Annotated in this window: 12 protein-coding genes and 2 pseudogenes; 8 read left to right on the top strand and 6 right to left on the bottom strand. The window is 59.9% G+C overall.

Going from position 1 to position 17037, the window contains the following annotated elements; genetic code table 11:
- Positions 1-115 precede the first annotated feature (115 nt).
- On the top strand, positions 116-1264 hold the full coding sequence (locus C4J91_RS22325; protein WP_124364289.1) for a pyridoxal phosphate-dependent aminotransferase: 1149 nt from the start codon (positions 116-118) through the stop codon (positions 1262-1264).
- Positions 1252-2043 carry an amidohydrolase gene (locus tag C4J91_RS22320; protein WP_124364288.1) on the top strand — a complete coding sequence of 264 codons (792 nt, stop codon included), beginning with the start codon at positions 1252-1254 and terminating at the stop codon, positions 2041-2043. Before C4J91_RS22325 ends, C4J91_RS22320 begins: the two co-directional genes overlap by 13 nt.
- A gap of 144 nt (positions 2044-2187) precedes the next feature.
- On the opposite strand, the gene leuA is transcribed toward C4J91_RS22320, so the two are convergent.
- The 3 genes from leuA to xseA all read right to left on the bottom strand — a co-directional run bounded on the left by leuA (position 2188) and on the right by xseA (position 6395).
- Complete coding sequence (gene leuA, locus C4J91_RS22315) at positions 2188-3867, bottom strand: 2-isopropylmalate synthase (RefSeq protein ID WP_124364287.1); 1680 nt, start codon at positions 3865-3867, stop codon at positions 2188-2190.
- A gap of 323 nt (positions 3868-4190) precedes the next feature.
- The gene (locus C4J91_RS22305) at positions 4191-5012 is read right to left on the bottom strand and encodes a peptidoglycan DD-metalloendopeptidase family protein (protein ID WP_124364285.1); all 822 of its coding nucleotides are present in this window, start codon (positions 5010-5012) and stop codon (positions 4191-4193) included.
- A 3-nt stretch (positions 5013-5015) separates the two neighbouring features.
- Positions 5016-6395, bottom strand: coding sequence for an exodeoxyribonuclease VII large subunit (gene xseA / locus C4J91_RS22300; protein WP_124364284.1), 1380 nt, complete (start codon positions 6393-6395; stop codon positions 5016-5018).
- Between the two features lie 123 nt (positions 6396-6518).
- On the opposite strand from xseA, the gene C4J91_RS22295 reads away from it, so the two are divergent.
- The 4 genes from C4J91_RS22295 (at position 6519) to guaA (ending at position 11391) form a co-directional block, all read left to right on the top strand.
- Complete coding sequence (locus C4J91_RS22295; protein ID WP_124364283.1) at positions 6519-7286, top strand: sulfite exporter TauE/SafE family protein; 768 nt, start codon at positions 6519-6521, stop codon at positions 7284-7286.
- A 137-nt stretch (positions 7287-7423) separates the two neighbouring features.
- Positions 7424-7972, top strand: coding sequence for a sugar ABC transporter ATPase (locus tag C4J91_RS22290; protein ID WP_124364282.1), 549 nt, complete (start codon positions 7424-7426; stop codon positions 7970-7972).
- 245 nt (positions 7973-8217) lie between these two features.
- The gene (guaB, locus tag C4J91_RS22285; RefSeq protein ID WP_015885726.1) at positions 8218-9687 is read left to right on the top strand and encodes an IMP dehydrogenase; all 1470 of its coding nucleotides are present in this window, start codon (positions 8218-8220) and stop codon (positions 9685-9687) included.
- A 126-nt stretch (positions 9688-9813) separates the two neighbouring features.
- The gene (gene guaA, locus C4J91_RS22280) at positions 9814-11391 is read left to right on the top strand and encodes a glutamine-hydrolyzing GMP synthase (RefSeq protein WP_124364281.1); all 1578 of its coding nucleotides are present in this window, start codon (positions 9814-9816) and stop codon (positions 11389-11391) included.
- Between the two features lie 177 nt (positions 11392-11568).
- On the opposite strand, the gene C4J91_RS22275 is transcribed toward guaA, so the two are convergent.
- Positions 11569-13641 (bottom strand): TerD family protein, encoded by a 2073-nt coding sequence (locus tag C4J91_RS22275; protein WP_124364280.1) that lies wholly within the window; start codon positions 13639-13641, stop codon positions 11569-11571.
- Between the two features lie 388 nt (positions 13642-14029).
- On the opposite strand from C4J91_RS22275, the gene C4J91_RS22270 reads away from it, so the two are divergent.
- Together C4J91_RS22270 and C4J91_RS22265 are read left to right on the top strand one after the other, a co-directional pair.
- Positions 14030-14284, top strand: a complete 255-nt coding sequence (locus C4J91_RS22270; RefSeq protein ID WP_124364279.1) for a helix-turn-helix transcriptional regulator — start codon at positions 14030-14032, stop codon at positions 14282-14284.
- Positions 14268-15034, top strand: a pseudogene (locus C4J91_RS22265) (type II toxin-antitoxin system HipA family toxin); the annotation flags it as partial. The gene C4J91_RS22270 and the pseudogene C4J91_RS22265, both read left to right, overlap by 17 nt.
- Positions 15035-15136: 102 nt before the next feature.
- Here C4J91_RS22265 and C4J91_RS22260 read toward each other — a convergent pair.
- Together C4J91_RS22260 and mltF are read right to left on the bottom strand one after the other, a co-directional pair.
- Positions 15137-15273 (bottom strand): annotated as a pseudogene (locus C4J91_RS22260) (UTRA domain-containing protein); the annotation flags it as partial.
- An 80-nt stretch (positions 15274-15353) separates the two neighbouring features.
- Positions 15354-16814 carry a membrane-bound lytic murein transglycosylase MltF gene (gene mltF, locus C4J91_RS22255; protein WP_124364278.1) on the bottom strand — a complete coding sequence of 487 codons (1461 nt, stop codon included), beginning with the start codon at positions 16812-16814 and terminating at the stop codon, positions 15354-15356.
- Positions 16815-17037 lie beyond the last annotated feature (223 nt).

Raw genomic sequence — 17037 nt, 5'->3', positions numbered from 1 at the left:
GTTGTAAGCTACAAGCTGCAAGAAAGGGCTCCGTTCGAGCCCTTTTTTGTGCGCGACGGTTGACCAGCTTGTAGCTTGAAGCTTAAAACTTGCAGCTCACCCGAGGGGCGCTCCCATGATCACCAGCAAGCTGCCGAATGTCGGCACGACCATTTTCACCAGCATGTCGCAGTTGGCGGCCGAAACCGGCGCAATCAACCTGTCCCAGGGTTTTCCTGACTTCAATGGCCCTCAAGACTTGCTCGACGCCGTGGGTCGGCACGTCGCCAACGGCCATAACCAATACGCACCGATGAGCGGTTTGCCCGCGCTGCGCCAGCAGGTGGTGGCGAAGATTGCCCGCAGCTACGGTGTCAGCGTCGATGCCGACCGTGAAGTAACCATTACGCCGGGCGCCACCCAAGGCATTTTCTGCGCTATCCAGGCGGTTATTCGCAACGGTGACGAAGTGATCATCTTCGACCCTTGCTACGACAGCTACGCGCCCTCGGTAGAGCTGGCCGGCGGGCGCTGCGTGCATGTGCAGCTGGGCCTGCAGGATTTCAGCCTGGACTTGGAGCGCATCAAGGCCGCGCTGTCGCCGCGCACGCGCATGATTGTGCTCAATACCCCGCACAATCCCAGCGGCGCGCTGGTCAGCCGTGAGGAACTGGACCAACTGGCCGAGCTGATTCGCGGGCGCGATATCTATCTGCTCAGCGATGAAGTGTATGAACACCTGGTGTTCGACGACGTGCCCCACGTCAGCGTGCTCGCCCACGAGGAGCTGTACCCGCGTGCGTTCGTGGTCAGCTCGTTCGGCAAGACCTATCACGTCACGGGCTGGAAAACCGGCTATGTGGTTGCACCGCCGGCCCTCACTGCCGAACTGCGCAAGGTGCATCAATACGTCAGTTTCTGTGGCGTGACGCCGTTGCAGTACGCCCTGGCCGACTTTATGGCCGAGCACCCGGAGCACGTGGCTGCGCTGCCGGCGTTCTACCAAGCCAAGCGCGACCTGTTCTGCCGGTTGCTGGCGCCGTCGCGGTTCAGCTTCAGCCCATCGGCAGGGACTTACTTTCAACTGGTGGATTATTCCCGGATTCGCCCGGACCTGGATGATGTCGCCATGTCCGAATGGATGACCCGCGAACACGGCGTGGCGTCGATTCCTATCTCTGTGTTCTACCGCAACCCACCCCAAGGCCAGCGCCTGGTGCGCCTGTGCTTTGCCAAACGCGAGGAAACGCTGCAACAGGCGGCGGAAAAACTATGCGTGATTTGAGCGCCTTGCCAGACCTGAACATTGCCCTGATCCAAACCACCCTGGCGTGGCACGACCGCCAGGCCAATCTTGAGCATTTCGAGCTGTTGCTGGAGCAGGCCAGCGGCGTCGACCTGATTGTATTGCCGGAAATGTTCACCACCGGTTTCTCCATGGAATCGGCTTCCCTGGCCGAACCGGAAAACGGCCCGACGCACCGTTGGCTTCAGGCCCAGGCCGCGAAATACAACGCCGTGATCACGGGCAGTGTGATCATTCAGGCGGCGGACGGCAGCCACCGTAACCGCCTGCTCTGGGCGCGTCCTGACGGTGAGGTGCTGCATTACGACAAGCGCCACCTGTTTCGCATGGCCGGCGAGCACGATCACTACACCCCCGGCGAACGTCAGGTGCAGTTCGAGTTGAAGGGCTGGCGTATTCGGCCGTTGATTTGCTACGACCTGCGCTTCCCGGTGTGGAGTCGCGATGCCCAGGACACCGACTTGTTGCTTTACACCGCCAATTGGCCGGGGGCGCGGCGTCAGCATTGGAATCGACTGTTGCCGGCGAGGGCTATTGAAAACCTGTGCTATGTGGCTGCGGTAAATCGGGTGGGTACCGACGGCAAGGGTTTTGCCTACACCGGCGATAGCCAGGTGCTGGACTTCCAGGGCGAGACGTTGCTGAGTGCGGGGGAGGCGGATGGGGTGTTTCAGGTGAAGCTGGATGCGGCTGAGTTGGCGGCGTATCGCACGCGCTTTCCGGCGAACCTGGATGCCGATAGCTTTCAGTTTGTCTGACGAACCGCCATCGGGGACTAGATCGTCCCCACGCTCTGCGTGGGAACGCCTCCTGTGACGCTCCGCGTCACGACTTTAAGGGCAGACGCAGAGCGTCCAGGGCTGCATTCCCACGCGGAGCGTGGGAATGATCAGGGCTGGTGCTTACGCAGCTTTCGCTTCCTGCTGGCTCAGCGAGCGGTTCAGCGCACTGAACAGCGCCTTGAAGCTCGCGGTGGTGATGTTTTCATCAATCCCCACGCCATGCACCGGACGCTCGCCATTTACGCGCAGTTCGATGTACGCCGCCGCTTTGGCGTTGGTACCCGCCCCAATCGCGTGCTCGTTGTAGTCCATGATCTCCACACCAATCGGCAAGCCCGCCACCAGCGCTTCCAGCGCGCCGTTGCCTTTGCCTTTCCAGTGCAGGTTGGTTTCGCCTTGGCCCTTGCCGGAGACCTCCACTTCGACGTAGCTGTTGCCGTTTTCTTCCTGCAGGCGATGGCTGACCAGCGCGTACGGGGTGTTGGCCTGCAAGTATTCGCGTTGCAGCAAGGCGTAGATCTGCGGTGCGGTCATTTCAAGGCCGACGCGGTCGGTTTCAGCCTGCACCACCTGGCTGAATTCTATTTGCATGCGGCGTGGCAGGCTGATGTCGTATTCCTGCTCCAGCAGGTAGGCAATACCGCCCTTGCCCGACTGGCTGTTCACACGGATCACCGCCTCGTAGCTGCGGCCGATGTCTGCCGGGTCGATCGGCAAGTACGGCACTTCCCACAGCGCATCGTCTTTCTGCTGGGAGAAGCCCTTGCGGATCGCATCCTGGTGCGAGCCGGAGAACGCGGTGTGCACCAGGTCGCCAACGTAGGGGTGACGTGGGTGCACCTGGATCTGGTTGCACTCCTCGACGACTTTGCGCACGCCGTCGATATCGGAGAAATCCAGCTGCGGGTCGAGGCCCTGGGTGTACATGTTCAGCGCCACGGTGACCAGGTCGACGTTACCGGTACGCTCGCCGTTGCCGAACAGGCAGCCTTCGACACGATCGGCGCCGGCCATCAGGCCCAGCTCGGTGGCGGCGACGCCGGTGCCACGGTCGTTGTGGGTGTGCAGGCTGATGATCACGCTGTCACGGCGGTTGATATGGCGACCGAACCACTCGATCTGGTCGGCATAGATGTTCGGCGTAGCGCACTCAACAGTGGCCGGCAGGTTGAGGATCATCTTGTGCTCGGGCGTCGGGTTCCACACCTCGATCACCGCGTCACAGACTTCCTTGGCAAACTCCAGCTCAGTGGCGCTGAAGGTCTCCGGCGAGTATTCGAAGGTCCACTGGGTTTGCGGCTGCTGCGCGGCGTATTTGACGAACAGTTTGGCGGCGTTGACTGCAATGGCCTTGACGCCGTCCTTGTCCTGGTTGAACACGATGCGGCGGAACGACGGCGAAGTGGCGTTGTACAAGTGCACGATGGCTTTCTTGGCCCCGCGCAGGGATTCGAAGGTTCGTGCGATCAAGTCTTCACGGCCCTGGGTCAGCACCTGGATGGTGGTGTCCTCGGGGATGTGGTTGTCTTCGATCAGGGTGCGTACGAAATCGAAATCGGTTTGCGACGCGGCCGGGAAGGACGCTTCGATTTCCTTCACGCCGACGGCGACCAGGGTCTTCCAGAAGCGCAGCTTCTTCGCGGCGTCCATCGGTTCGATCAGCGACTGGTTGCCATCACGCAAGTCCGAGCTACACCAGATCGGCGCGGTGGTGATGGTTTTGGACGGCCAGGTGCGGTCCGGGATATCGATGATCGGAAACGCACGGTATTTCGAAGAAGGGTCTTTGAGCATGCTCATCGGGAAATCCTTTGTTGTAGGGGCCGAGAAAAGGCGGCCTGCCGTAGAACTGTTATTGGGGATAAAGCTTAAGACGAGGCAGATCGATTCAGCTTGGCAGTCGTGCGCTGACCAGGCACAGGCTGCGGTGCTGACGAAGCTGAATGAGGGTGTGAGAGGTTTTCATAAGCCCAACCCTAACCGTCGGGGTGAAAGATGGCAAGCAGTCGCGAAAAATTGAGATAAGTTCTGCTATTCGCGTAGGAATAGAGATTTTATGGCTAAAAACTCGGCGGTGACTGACTTTAATTGCGCAGCCTTTATTGGCTGCGCAATCGGGCCATTCAGGGCTGGAAAGCGCCGATGAAGATCGCTGGGTCGACCCGTGCGTCGTTAAGGCTGACGTTCCAATGCATATGCGGCCCGGTTGCCCGACCTGTCGAGCCGACCTTGCCCACCACCGCGCCGCGCGTCAGTTGGTCGCCGACTTTCACATCGATCTTCGACATGTGGCAGAACATGCTGATAAAGCCCTGCCCATGGTCGACGAACACGGTGTTGCCGTTGAAGAAGTAGTTGCCGGTCAGGATCACCTTGCCAGCCGCCGGGGTCTTGATCGGCGTACCTGCGCCAACGGCAAAATCCAGACCCGAATGCGGATTGCGCTCCTCGCCATTAAAGAAACGTCTTACCCCGAACTTGCTCGACAGCGGCCCGTTGACCGGCTTGTCCAGCAGCAGGTTGCTCGGCGTAGTCGGGCTGAAACTGCGATAGGCCTTGAGCTGCACGGCCAGTTCGGCCTCGATTCGTTTGAGTTGCGCCGGTTGCGGGTTGACCTGGCTTTTGTTTTTCAAGGTGATGCGTTGCTCGGGGTATTTCTTGAATCCCACCACGAACGGCAGTTGCTGCCCGCCGTAGACGATGCGTTCGGTGCCGGGCTTGACCGTCAGTGGGATCCCTACAATCGCCAGCCAGTTGTTTTGCTCTTTTACCACCAGCACCGGTCTGTTCAGGTAGGTGGCCTTGGGCGCGGTTGCCGCAGGCCCCAGGTCCACCACCGCTACGCCACCGGGCACCGGCTTGTTCAACAGGCGCGTGATGTAGCTGTCGGCGTGGGCATTGAAGGTCAGGCAAACGAGCATCAACAGGCTGAGGAAACGTGGCATCGGTCAATCCAGTAACGAAAGGGTGACGGGTGTCAGGTGGTTGTCTTCCACCCGCACTTGCAGTTGGCCCTCACCGAGACGCGCGGTCAGGCGCTGGCCGGTGTGGGTTTGCGCGGCGTTGCGGATCGCCTGGCCGCGCTCGTCGAGCAGGATGCTGTAGCCACGGCCGAGGGTCGCCAGCGGGCTGACCACCTGCAGTGTCTGCACCTGGCTTTGCAGCTGCAGGCGCCGCGCCTTGAGGCCCTCGCGCATGGCCCGGGGCAGGCGTTCGGCGAGGCTGTCCAGGCGCTGGCGCAGCAGGGCCAGCTGGCGGCCTGGGTGCTGGCCGGCGAGGCGGGTTTCCAGGCGGATCAAGCGTTCGCGACGGGTATTGAGGCTGCGCTCGAAGGCGCGGCGCAGGCGCATGTCCAGGTCGTCCAGGCGCTGGGCCTGCTGGCGCAGACGTTCGCCCGGGTGACGCAGGCGGCGGGCCATGCCTTCCAGGCGCAGGCGGCTGTGGCTCAGGCGGTTGCGCATCAACATCACCAGGCGGCGATGCAGGTTCTCCACTTGGCGCACCAGGTGGCTGGCGTCCGGGGCCAGCAGTTCAGCGGCGGCAGACGGGGTAGGCGCGCGCACGTCTGCCACGAAATCGCTGATCGACACATCGGTTTCATGCCCGACGGCACTCACGATGGGCGTGACGCAGGCGTCTATCGCGCGGGCCACGGCTTCTTCGTTGAAGCACCAGAGGTCTTCCAGCGAGCCGCCGCCACGGGCCAGGATCAGCGCGTCGAAGCCGCGGGCGTCGGCGAGTTTCAGCGCACGCACAATCTGCGCGATCGCCTCGCGGCCCTGTACGGCGGTCGGAATCAACGTCAGTTCAATGTTCGGCGCGCGTCGGCGGAATACGCTGATGATGTCGCGAATCACCGCGCCGGTCGGCGAACTGATAATGCCGATGCGCCGAGGGTGCGCCGGCAATGGCACCTTGCGCTCGGCACTGAACAGGCCTTCTGCGCTGAGCTTTTCCTTCAGGGCATCGAAGGCCAGGCGCAGCGCGCCGTCGCCCGCCGGCTCCACGGTGTCGAGGATCAACTGGTAGTCGCCACGCCCCTCGAACAACGAGACCTTGCCGCGCACCTTCACCGCCAGGCCATCCTTCAGCGCCTGACGCACACGCGCCGCGTTGTTTCGAAACAGCGCGCAACGTACCTGGGCGCCGCTGTCCTTAAGGGTGAAATACACATGGCCGGAGGCCGGGCGGGCGAGGTTGGAGATTTCGCCTTCAACCCAGATATTGGTGAACACGTCTTCGAGCAACACCCGCGCGCGGCCGTTGAGCTGGCTGACAGTCAGGACTTCGCGGTCCAGGCCCAGTCGGGCAAAAGGATCTTTAATCATGGGCCGCAGTTTATAGGCATTCGCGCAAGGTTTGGCAGAATTGCTCTACCAGCGCACCCCTTCGTACTGGCGCAATGCTCACGGATGACTAAAGTGTCGGCATTCTCTTTCAAGGAATTGCCCATGAATGTGGTTGAGCTGATGGGCCAGTGGTCGTTCGGCGCGGTTGAGTGGCTGGTGATCGGCCTCGGTATCGTCGTGGCCTATATCGTTTTCGGTATCGCCGGATTTGGTACGGCGCTGGTGGCAGGGCCTGTGCTGATTCTGTTCATGCCGTTGTCGAAGATCATCCCACTGTTGGTCTTGTTGGATTTTGTCGCAGCCTTTGGTGGCTTGCTGCAAACACGTCGGGACGTGAGCAAACCGGAGTTGCTGCGACTGCTGCCGTGTATGGCGATTGGTTGCACATTGGGTGTGGTGTTTCTGCTCAACCTGCATTCGGACTTGCTGCTGTTGTTGATGGGCCTGTTTATCAGCGCATACGCGATCTACAGCCTGGCGGTGAAGGCGCGGCCCACGCAGTTGGCGGCGGGCTGGTCGATTCCCATGGGGACGGTCGGCGGCTTGTTCGGGGCGTTGTTCGGCAGCGGCGGCTTTTTATATGCGATCTACCTGAACAGCCGTTTGCCCAAGGACGCGGCGCGGGCCACGCAAAGCGCGTTGATCAGTTGCAGCACGGTGGTGCGCCTGAGCCTGTTCCTGATCGCCGGCGTGTATGCCGATTTGCCCTTGCTGATGTTGGCGGTGTGCCTGTTGCCGGCGATGGCCCTGGGGCTGTGGTGCGGGCGCCGGTTGACGATGCGCATGTCCCGTGAGGCGTTTGTGCGGTTGGTGACGTGGTTGGTGCTGGCCAGTGGGATTGCGTTGATTGGGCGGTATTTGAGTACTTGACCTGGGTGGATCAGGGATTAAGCTGCCAGCCTTCAGGACGCCATCGGGGGCCCCTCCCACAGTTAGCTGTGTTCCCAATTCAAATGTGGGAGGGGGCTTGCCCCCGATAGCGTCAGCAGCCACACCGCAGGACTCCCATGAACTCCCAAAGCATCCTTGTCCCGAAAATCTCCACCTTGCCCGTCCACGAGCCCCGCGCGCGGGCAATCGTGCGCTGGCTGGTGCGCAAGAACATCATCAAGGAAGAACTGACCACCTGCGGCCGTACCGGCAATCGCATGGCCTACGCCCTGGCCGATGGCGCCCGCGCAGTGGTGCTGCACCCGCAGGCGCTGCCGTTCAACGAACCGGTTAATGGCCTGGAAATCATCTACAAACGCTGCATCTATACGCCGGCCAAGGGGTTTCTTGAAGAAGCCGGCTGCCCGGAGTGCCGCAAGGAAGTCGGTGAAGCCCTGTTCGACAGCCTGGAAGACTGGATGCCCGGCCACACCGACAACTTTACCTGCCCGCTGTGTGGGCACGAAGACGACATCAACGGCTTCCTGTTCCTGCAGGAATGCGGGTTTTCCAACCTGGGCTTTATCTTCAACAATTGGGCAGAGGCGGGGTTCAAGCAAAGCTTTATCGACGAATTTGCCGATTGGCTGGACCAGAAGATCGCTTGGGTCAAGGTCGAGCTGTAGGTTTGCCCCCGATGATCGTTCCCACGCTCCGCGTGGAAATGCATCCTGTGACGCTCCGCGTCACCTCAACGGTGGGACGCAGAGCGTCCAAGGCGGCATTCCCACGCAGAGCGCGGGAACGATCAGGCGAAGCCAGATTTCTCCATCTATCACTATTCCCAAATATGTCAGAGTTTTACGTTGAGACCTGAGGGGTGTCTGAGTATAATGGCGCGCTTCCATTTTCCCGCTCGGGAGCCCCCGCGATGCTGCGTATCAGCCAAGAAGCTCTGACATTCGACGACATTCTCCTAGTGCCCGGTTATTCCGAGGTGCTTCCTAACGAAGTCAGTCTCAAGACCCGCCTAACCCGTGGCATCGAGCTGAATATTCCCCTGGTTTCCGCTGCCATGGACACCGTCACCGAAGCCCGTCTGGCCATCGCCATGGCTCAGGAAGGCGGCATCGGCATCATCCACAAGAACATGACCATCGAGCAGCAAGCTGCCGAAGTGCGCAAGGTCAAGCGTTACGAAGCCGGTGTGGTGAAAGATCCCATCACCATCGAAGCTGACGCCACCGTACGCGATCTGTTCGAACTGACCCGCCTGCACAACATCTCCGGCGTTCCGGTACTGCACGATGGCGACCTGGTCGGCATCGTTACGTCCCGTGACGTGCGTTTCGAGAACCGTCTTGAAGTCACCGTCCGCGAAGTGATGACGCCTAAAGAGCGTCTGGTCACGGTCAAGGAAGGCGCCGACAAGAACGACGTGCGTGAACTGCTGCACAAGCACCGCATCGAGCGCGTGCTGATCGTCGATGACAAATTCGCCCTCAAGGGCATGATGACCGTCAACGACATCGAAAAAGCCAAGGCTTACCCGCTGGCCAGCAAGGATGACCAAGGTCGTCTGCGCGTTGGCGCTGCCGTTGGTACCGGTAAAGACACCGGCGACCGCGTGTCGGCCCTCGTCGCCGCCGGCGTTGACGTGGTGGTGGTCGACACGGCTCACGGTCACTCCAAGGGCGTGATCGATCGCGTGCGCTGGGTCAAGCAGAACTTCCCTGACGTGCAGGTGATCGGCGGCAACATCGCCACTGGCGCTGCCGCCAAGGCGCTGGCCGAAGCGGGTGCTGACGCGGTCAAGGTCGGTATCGGCCCTGGCTCGATCTGCACCACGCGTATCGTCGCTGGTGTCGGCGTGCCGCAAATCAGCGCCATCGCCAACGTCGCCGCGGCCCTTGAAGGCACCGGCGTGCCGTTGATCGCCGACGGCGGCATCCGTTTCTCCGGTGACCTGTCCAAGGCCATCGTTGCCGGTGCTTCCTGCGTGATGATGGGCTCGATGTTCGCCGGTACCGAAGAAGCGCCGGGCGAGATCGAACTGTTCCAGGGCCGGTCGTACAAGGCTTACCGTGGCATGGGTTCGCTGGGCGCCATGTCCCAGGCGCAAGGTTCGTCCGATCGCTACTTCCAGGATTCCTCGGCAGGCGCCGAGAAGCTCGTCCCGGAAGGTATCGAAGGCCGTGTGCCGTACAAAGGCACCCTGAGCGCGATCATCCATCAACTGATGGGCGGCCTGCGTTCCTCGATGGGCTACACCGGCAGCGCCGACATCGAAGAAATGCGCACCAAGCCAGAGTTCGTGCGGATCACCGGCGCCGGCATGGCTGAATCCCATGTCCACGACGTGCAGATCACCAAGGAAGCGCCAAACTATCGGGTCGGCTGATGCCGACAGCTATAAGCCACAAGTTATAAGCTGCAAGCGGGGCTGCATTAGTGCAGCTACCGTGCAGCTTCCGATTACTTGCAGCTTGCAGCTTGAAGCTTGCAACTGCTTTTCAGAGTTTCTTTCATGGCCCTCGACATTCACGCCCACCGCATCCTGATCCTCGACTTCGGTTCCCAGTACACCCAACTGATCGCCCGCCGCGTGCGTGAAATCGGCGTGTACTGCGAACTGCACCCGTTCGACATGGATGACGAAGCGATCCGCGAATTCGCACCCAAAGGCGTCATCCTCGCCGGTGGCCCCGAGTCCGTGCACGAAGCCAACAGCCCGCGCTGCCCGCAGGCGGTGTTCGACCTGGGCGTACCGGTCTTCGGCATTTGCTACGGCATGCAGACCATGGCCGAACAACTGGGCGGCAAGGTTGAAGGCTCCGAGCTGCGTGAATTCGGTTATGCGCGGGTTGACGTGGTCGGCAAGAGCCGCCTGTTGGACGGTATCGAAGACCACATCGACGCCGACGGCCTGTTCGGCCTCGACGTGTGGATGAGCCACGGTGACAAGGTCACCAAGATGCCGGAAGACTTCCACATCCTGGCCAGCACCCCGAGCTGCCCGATCGCCGGCATGTTCAGCGATGAGCGTCGCTACTACGGCGTGCAGTTCCACCCTGAAGTGACCCACACCAAACAAGGCGGGCGCATCCTGTCGCGCTTCATCCTCGACATCTGTGAGTGTGAAGCCCTGTGGACGCCGTCGAAAATCGCTGAAGACGCCATCGCCCAGGTGCGTGCCCAGGTCGGTACCGACAACGTGCTGCTCGGCCTGTCCGGCGGTGTTGACTCCTCCGTGGTTGCTGCACTGCTGCACAAAGCCATCGGCGACCAACTGACCTGCGTGTTCGTCGACAACGGCCTGCTGCGCTTGCACGAAGGCGAGCAAGTAATGGCCATGTTCGCCGAGAACATGGGCGTCAAGGTGATCCGCGCCAACGCCGAAGAGCAGTTCCTCACCAACCTGGCCGGCGAGTCCGACCCGGAGAAGAAGCGCAAGATCATCGGCCGCACCTTCATCGACGTCTTCGATGCCCAGGCCAAACACCTGGACAACATCAAGTACCTCGCCCAAGGCACCATCTACCCCGACGTCATCGAGTCGGCCGGCGCCAAGAGCGGCAAGGCCCATGTGATCAAGTCCCACCACAACGTCGGTGGCCTGCCTGAGGAAATGAACCTCAAGCTGGTAGAGCCGCTGCGCGAACTGTTCAAGGACGAAGTCCGCCGTCTGGGCCTGGAACTGGGCCTGCCGTACGACATGGTCTATCGCCACCCATTCCCAGGTCCGGGCCTGGGCGTGCGCATCCTGGGTGAAGTGAAGAAGGAATACGCCGACCTGCTGCGTCGCGCCGACCACATCTTCATCGAAGAACTGCGCAAGGCCGACTGGTACCACAAGGTCAGCCAGGCGTTCGTGGTGTTCCAGCCGGTGAAATCCGTAGGCGTTGTAGGCGATGGCCGTCGTTACGCATGGGTCGTGGCCCTGCGTGCGGTGGAAACCATCGACTTCATGACCGCCCGTTGGGCACACCTGCCGTACGAACTGCTGGAAACCGTCAGCGGCCGTATCATCAATGAAATCGAAGGCATTTCGCGCGTGACGTACGACGTGTCGAGCAAGCCGCCGGCGACGATTGAGTGGGAATGATTGGACGTCCGGCATTGTCCGGCACGATCTAGCAAGAAATGCCCTGGAGCCCGCGTAATTGCGGGCTTTTGGCTTTTTGGGTCTGGCAGATTCTGGAAGCATTGCTGAAACTGCCGGGTGGGCTGTCGGCAGATGTGCTGAGTGCGCTGGGCGCCACGGCACAGCCTGGCGTAGGTATTAGAGAAACTGTGATCGAATCAAATCCGTATCGAACGGTGTTATCCCTTGATCAGGCGCAAATACCGCCTGTGCCTGCTGCGGTGAAGCCACTCGTTCCCCTCGTGCTCGGACATGTAAATCGAACAGGGTCTCCAAATCCGGCCTTGGTGTATGTACCAAAGCTCGCAGCATCAACGATACCCCACTGAGATTGTTCTGGACGTTGTTCCACCGCGCAGATGCAGTGAGTCCCAGATCGGCCCAAATCATGCGTCGTTCCTGCAAGTCCATTACGAATGGCAGACAGATCCCTGTGTTGGATGCGATATCGATACGGTCGAACACGGAGCGTGGTTCGAATATTTCACCCGATGCCACGTCGACACGGGCCATCCAGCCGGCGAAGCATTCTGGAAGATCGCAGTATGGTTGCTCGGTGTATGAGTTGATAGACGTGACGACATAGCGAATACCCTTTTCGACGAGGACATCGAGGTCGAGGTCGATGAACTCCGAAGCCCCTTTGGGCGCATCGACTATATCGCCGCTGTGGTAGCCGCCGAAATCCTTCAGGTTGTAGTACGCGACCGTTTGTTTGAACGCGAAGTTGGCGTCGAAAAAGGCGGCAGACAAGTCGATGTCTGTGCGTCCACGACCGTTCTTCCACCATAGGAACAGGCGAATGAAACGTGTGTCAGGCATAGGCAATCGACTGCCCCGCACCAGCGTACGTAGCGATTTCGATGAGGCACGCTGTGCCAGCGGCACTCTGTATTCGCGTAATGCTGGATCGATGAAACAGCGGCCTAGTGGCGGTAGCGACGCAAAACGCATTATGAGTGCGCCCTCGCAGATTCTGGCTGCACGATCCAATACGGCGGGAGCGAGAGGTTCGCGTTGATCCTTGATGCCATAAACTTTGGCAAATGCACCTTTGGGCGTGAAGGCTCGCAGGGGGAGGGGGCGCGGCGCACGTACCTGGGCCAGTAACTGCAGCAGCACAGGTGAGGACACTTGTGTCGCAACCGACTCGAACGCGTCGAGAACCGATTCTGGGTCCGTCGCGCGCCGCAGGGTCGCGTCCAGCCTTCGTGCGAACTCACCAGGACGACTCTGTAGTAGGGGCGTAAGCGTGGAAATGTGACGCAAGGCAAGCAATGTTTCGACACGTGATCCAAATGAGGCTGGCGCTTCGTTGCGGCGTGCTGCCGTGATGGCGGCTAGCGCTCGTGGGTGTTTATCCGCGTAGTCGCCCGGATGCAGTACTTCAGCCAGGCGTTTCCAGTGCTCAGCATGGCGCATCACGTCTTCTACAGCGTTGGGTATTTGGTCGAGTAGGCGCAAAAGCAGACGGCGTATCGAGCGCTTCATCGCTGTGAAACGCGTCGAAGCTGTCGCCAGTGACACGTCTCCACCACTCAGAGCGACCGCGAGTCGTAGCACGTCAGTCGCCGTTTCGACGTTTTTCTCAAGGAATGCGTCCACCCTTGCATCGCCGGCTACCTGCAGGATAAGTGCGCCGCCAACCTGTGCACGGATCTCCCGGAACGGAATGGCTTCAGGCAGCAGGCGGAACACATCGTTTTTGTACGTTCGGATAAACCAGGCGACATCGGCAGCGTCCTCCTCGGAGAGTGAGGTGCGCGATGACACGAGTGGTTCGAGCAGTGACTCGAACTCAGAGATGCTTCCCGGTTCGATCACGCGGGATATGAAGTTGCCCTCAAGCATCGCAGGTCGAGAGTGTTCAGACGGCGGTAAACGCCAAAGCGTGAGGTAGTGGATGACGGCGTTAAGGTACAACTCCGCCTCTGAGGCCGTCAGAACCTGCTCTGGAAAGTCAGGATAAAATGGCTTGTGGTGTACATGAGCGCCAGTTTGCCGCCGCAGGACTCCGACAATTTCGCGCAACCAGTGCTTGAGCTCTGTCGCTGACAACATGCCGATTTGCTCAATCAGAGGTTCTGATAGTACGCATCGGAATGCCGCGACTTCCCGGACAGCCGACGCGACCTGAGCGCGCGTGGCACCGCCAGTTCCCATCGGGACGTGAACTTTGCTACGGCGACGCAGAAAAAGACCCTGATTCATGCTTGTTTTTCTCCCTTGGCCGCCGTCGTGGACGAGTTGCAGTATGGTTTTACAGCTGATGTAAAAACGCCTGCAAGAAGCAGGCGCAGTGTGGAGAGCGAAACCCCTAGGTCATCGGAGGTTAGAAGGAAGGTGTTCCATAGCCACGAACGCATCCTACGGAAGGTTGTATTTGTTTGCCAAGTAGCGGCATATCTCAACGGTAACAAGCTGCTTCACAGGCTACGTTTTTGCACAGTCTGCTTGGCGGGAGGTTTGTGTTTCTGGTGTGTAAACACTCAACTAAGAGCCATAAGTGTATAAAAGGGCTGTTCAAGATTAAATGCATCGTATAGCGTGCATTTAGGCAGTATTATTTATTTTTGCATTGTATTGGATGCATTTTGGTATGGGCGATCTAGGAATACTGATCAAGAACCTCCGCAAGGCGGCTGGCCTTTCACAAAGCCAGCTTGCGCAGCGGCATGGCATGAGTCGCGCCACCATCTCGGGGATTGAGAACAATACCATCCCGGAAATCGGGATTCGCAAGGTTGCAGCCATTCTTGAAGGCTTGGGATATGAGTTGACCGCCATCCCCAAGCGTCGGCGCATGACCCTTGATGAGCTGAAATCGGGAAACATCCATGACGAGTCAAAGTGAACGGCTATATATCGGCGTAGGCGGTGTGCCTGCTGGAACGCTCGGGCGGGGTGCAGAGACCGGCGCGATACGATTTTCTCGTATAACGACACTGTCAGCGAAGAGAATGCCGTATCCCTGACGATGCCGGTGCGCCTGGAGAGTTACAACTGGGAGTATGGGATCCATCCTCTGTTCGAGATGCACATTCCCGAGGGGCATCTCAAGGATGAGCTTGTGCGGCGTTTCAGCAAGTCAGTGCGCGGCTTTGACGATTTCGCTTTGCTGGGTATCGTGGGCCCATACCAGTTGGGTCGCATCAGGGTTGCCCATGATGCGGGTGGTGAGCCACTGCCTGGGGTCAAACTGTCCGAGCTATTGGTTTATGACGGGGCGAAAGACCTGTTTGATGATCTTCTGAAAACCTACGCAGCCTACTCGGGGGTGTCGGGTGTTCAACCCAAAGTGTTGGTACGCGACGTTGACGACATGGCCCCCGGTATTGAACGTCTCACCCATCGGGGCGCGACGCATTTGGTGAAGGCGTTCAACGAGTCTGACTTTCCTCATTTGGCAGCCAATGAATTTTTCTGCATGCGGGCTGCATTCCATTGCGGCCTGGAGGTGCCTGAATTCCAGCTCAGCGAGCACGGCAAGCTCCTTGTGGTGAAACGGTTCGACATCAGTGAAAGCGCCTACCTCGGTTTCGAGGACATGTGCGTTTTATCGGGATGGGGAACCGCGAAGAAGTACGATGGAAGCTACCAGGGAGCACTCACCCAGAGTTCGCGGCGGTAGGAGAGAAGATGACTGCTGCATGGACGGCAGGGCTGGCAAAAAGCATCGCAGTGCAATGATCTTCCCGACCTATACTCAGTCCCGCGCAATATCCGAAAAGTAAACTTATCCAGCGTATGCCGCGACTCGGTGTACTCGTACTGCCGCCCATCCTGCAAAAACGTCTGGTTGCTCACCACGATCACATGGCTTTGGCCCTCGAGGTCGAGGTGTGCAGGTCGAATACTGGTGGAAATAACTAGACGGGTGTACGCGGACTAAAAATGTGGGAGCGGTGTTTGGATAATCGTGTTTACAACTGCGGGTTATCTTCCGGCGGCTTGGTCTTATCCACACCCGGCACATGCAAATTGCCTTCGACCACCTGGTTACCCTCCAACTGCGGCTGGGTCACCCAGGTCAGGATGTCGTAGTAGCGCCGGATGTTCGCCACAAAATGCACCGGCTCGCCGCCCCTGGCATAACCGTAGCGCGTCTTGCTGTACCACTGCTTCTGCGACAGGCGCGGCAGCATTTTCTTCACGTCCAGCCACTTGTTCGGGTTCAGGCCTTCCTTTTTCGCCAGCAGGCGCGCGTCGTCCAGGTGGCCGGTGCCGACGTTGTAGGCGGCGAGGGCAAACCAGGTGCGGTCGGGCTCGGCGATCTTGTCGTCCAGCTCGTCCTTGATCTTGGCCAGGTACTTGGCGCCGCCCATGATGCTTTGCCTGGCATCCAGGCGGTTGGACACGCCCATCGCCTGGGCGGTGTTCTGGGTCAGCATCATCAAGCCGCGCACGCCGGTCTTGGAGGTGACTGCCGGTTGCCACAGCGATTCCTGATAGCCGATGGCCGCCAATAGTCGCCAGTCGACCTTTTCTTCCTTGGCGTAGGCGCGAAAGTGCTTCTCGTACTTGGGCAGGCGCTGCTGCAGATGCTGAGCGAAGGTATAGGCGCCGACGTAGCCGAGTACATCGACGTGCCCGTAATAGCGATCTTTCAGACGCTGGAGGGTGCCGTTCTTCTCGACCTTGTCCAGGTAACTATTGATTTCGTTGAGCAGGCTGTTGTCTTCACCGGCGGCCACCGCCCAGCTTTGGTTGCTGGCGTTGCCCAGGTCGAACGCCACGCGCACGTTGGGGAAGTACACCTGGTTCATGGCGACTTCGTTGGAGTCCACCAGGGTCAGGTCGATTTGCCCTTCGTCGACCATGCGCAGCAGATCGACCACCTCAACGGCGTCGGACTCTTCGTATTCGATGGCAGGATTCTGCTTTTTCAGCGCCGCCAACTGCTCGGCGTGGGTGCTGCCCTTGAGCACCATGATCTTCTTGCCGACGAGGTCCGCCGCGTTGGTCGGTCGTGACTGGCCGTTGCGGTAGATGATCTGCGGCGTGACTTCAAGGTACGGGTGGGAGAAGCGCACCTGCTGCTGGCGCTGTTCGCTGCTGACCAGGCCGGCGGCGGCCAGCACCGGGCCGTTGGGTTTGCCCAACTGACCGAACAGGTCATCCAGATTGTCAGCGGTTTCGATTTTAAGCGTAACGCCCAGGTCATCGGCGAAGCGCTTTACCAGCTCGTATTCGAAACCGGTTTCACCGTTGCGGTCCTGGAAATACGTCGCCGGGCTGTTCCGGGTAACCACCCGCAATACGCCATCCTCCTTGATTCGCTCGAGCGTGCTGGGTTTATCAACACAGGCGCTGAGCATCAGGAAGAGTCCGGTGGCGATGAGCCATTTGGCGCATCGCGGGCGCAAAACAGTTGGGGAGAACATCTGCGCAGTATACGCAAACGGCCCACGGCGCCATATCTCGACAGCGGTGGACTTGTCTGCTAGCGCCGCCAAAACTGTGCTGCAGCCCGCAGAAACGTGGCTTGGCGCCCGATTGTGACGGTTAAAATATCTGCGCCCGCTGCCGGGGAACACCCCAGGGCCCCATGCAAACCGTGCCAACTGACGTTCGGCAGCGGCCAACGGTAGCGTTTCGGGTGCCGTT

It is taken from the genome of Pseudomonas sp. R3-52-08, from assembly GCF_003851745.1.
GTDB lineage: Bacteria > Pseudomonadota > Gammaproteobacteria > Pseudomonadales > Pseudomonadaceae > Aquipseudomonas.
The sequence above is the reverse complement of the archived record's forward strand: the minus strand, read 5'-3'. Positions and strand labels throughout refer to the sequence as shown.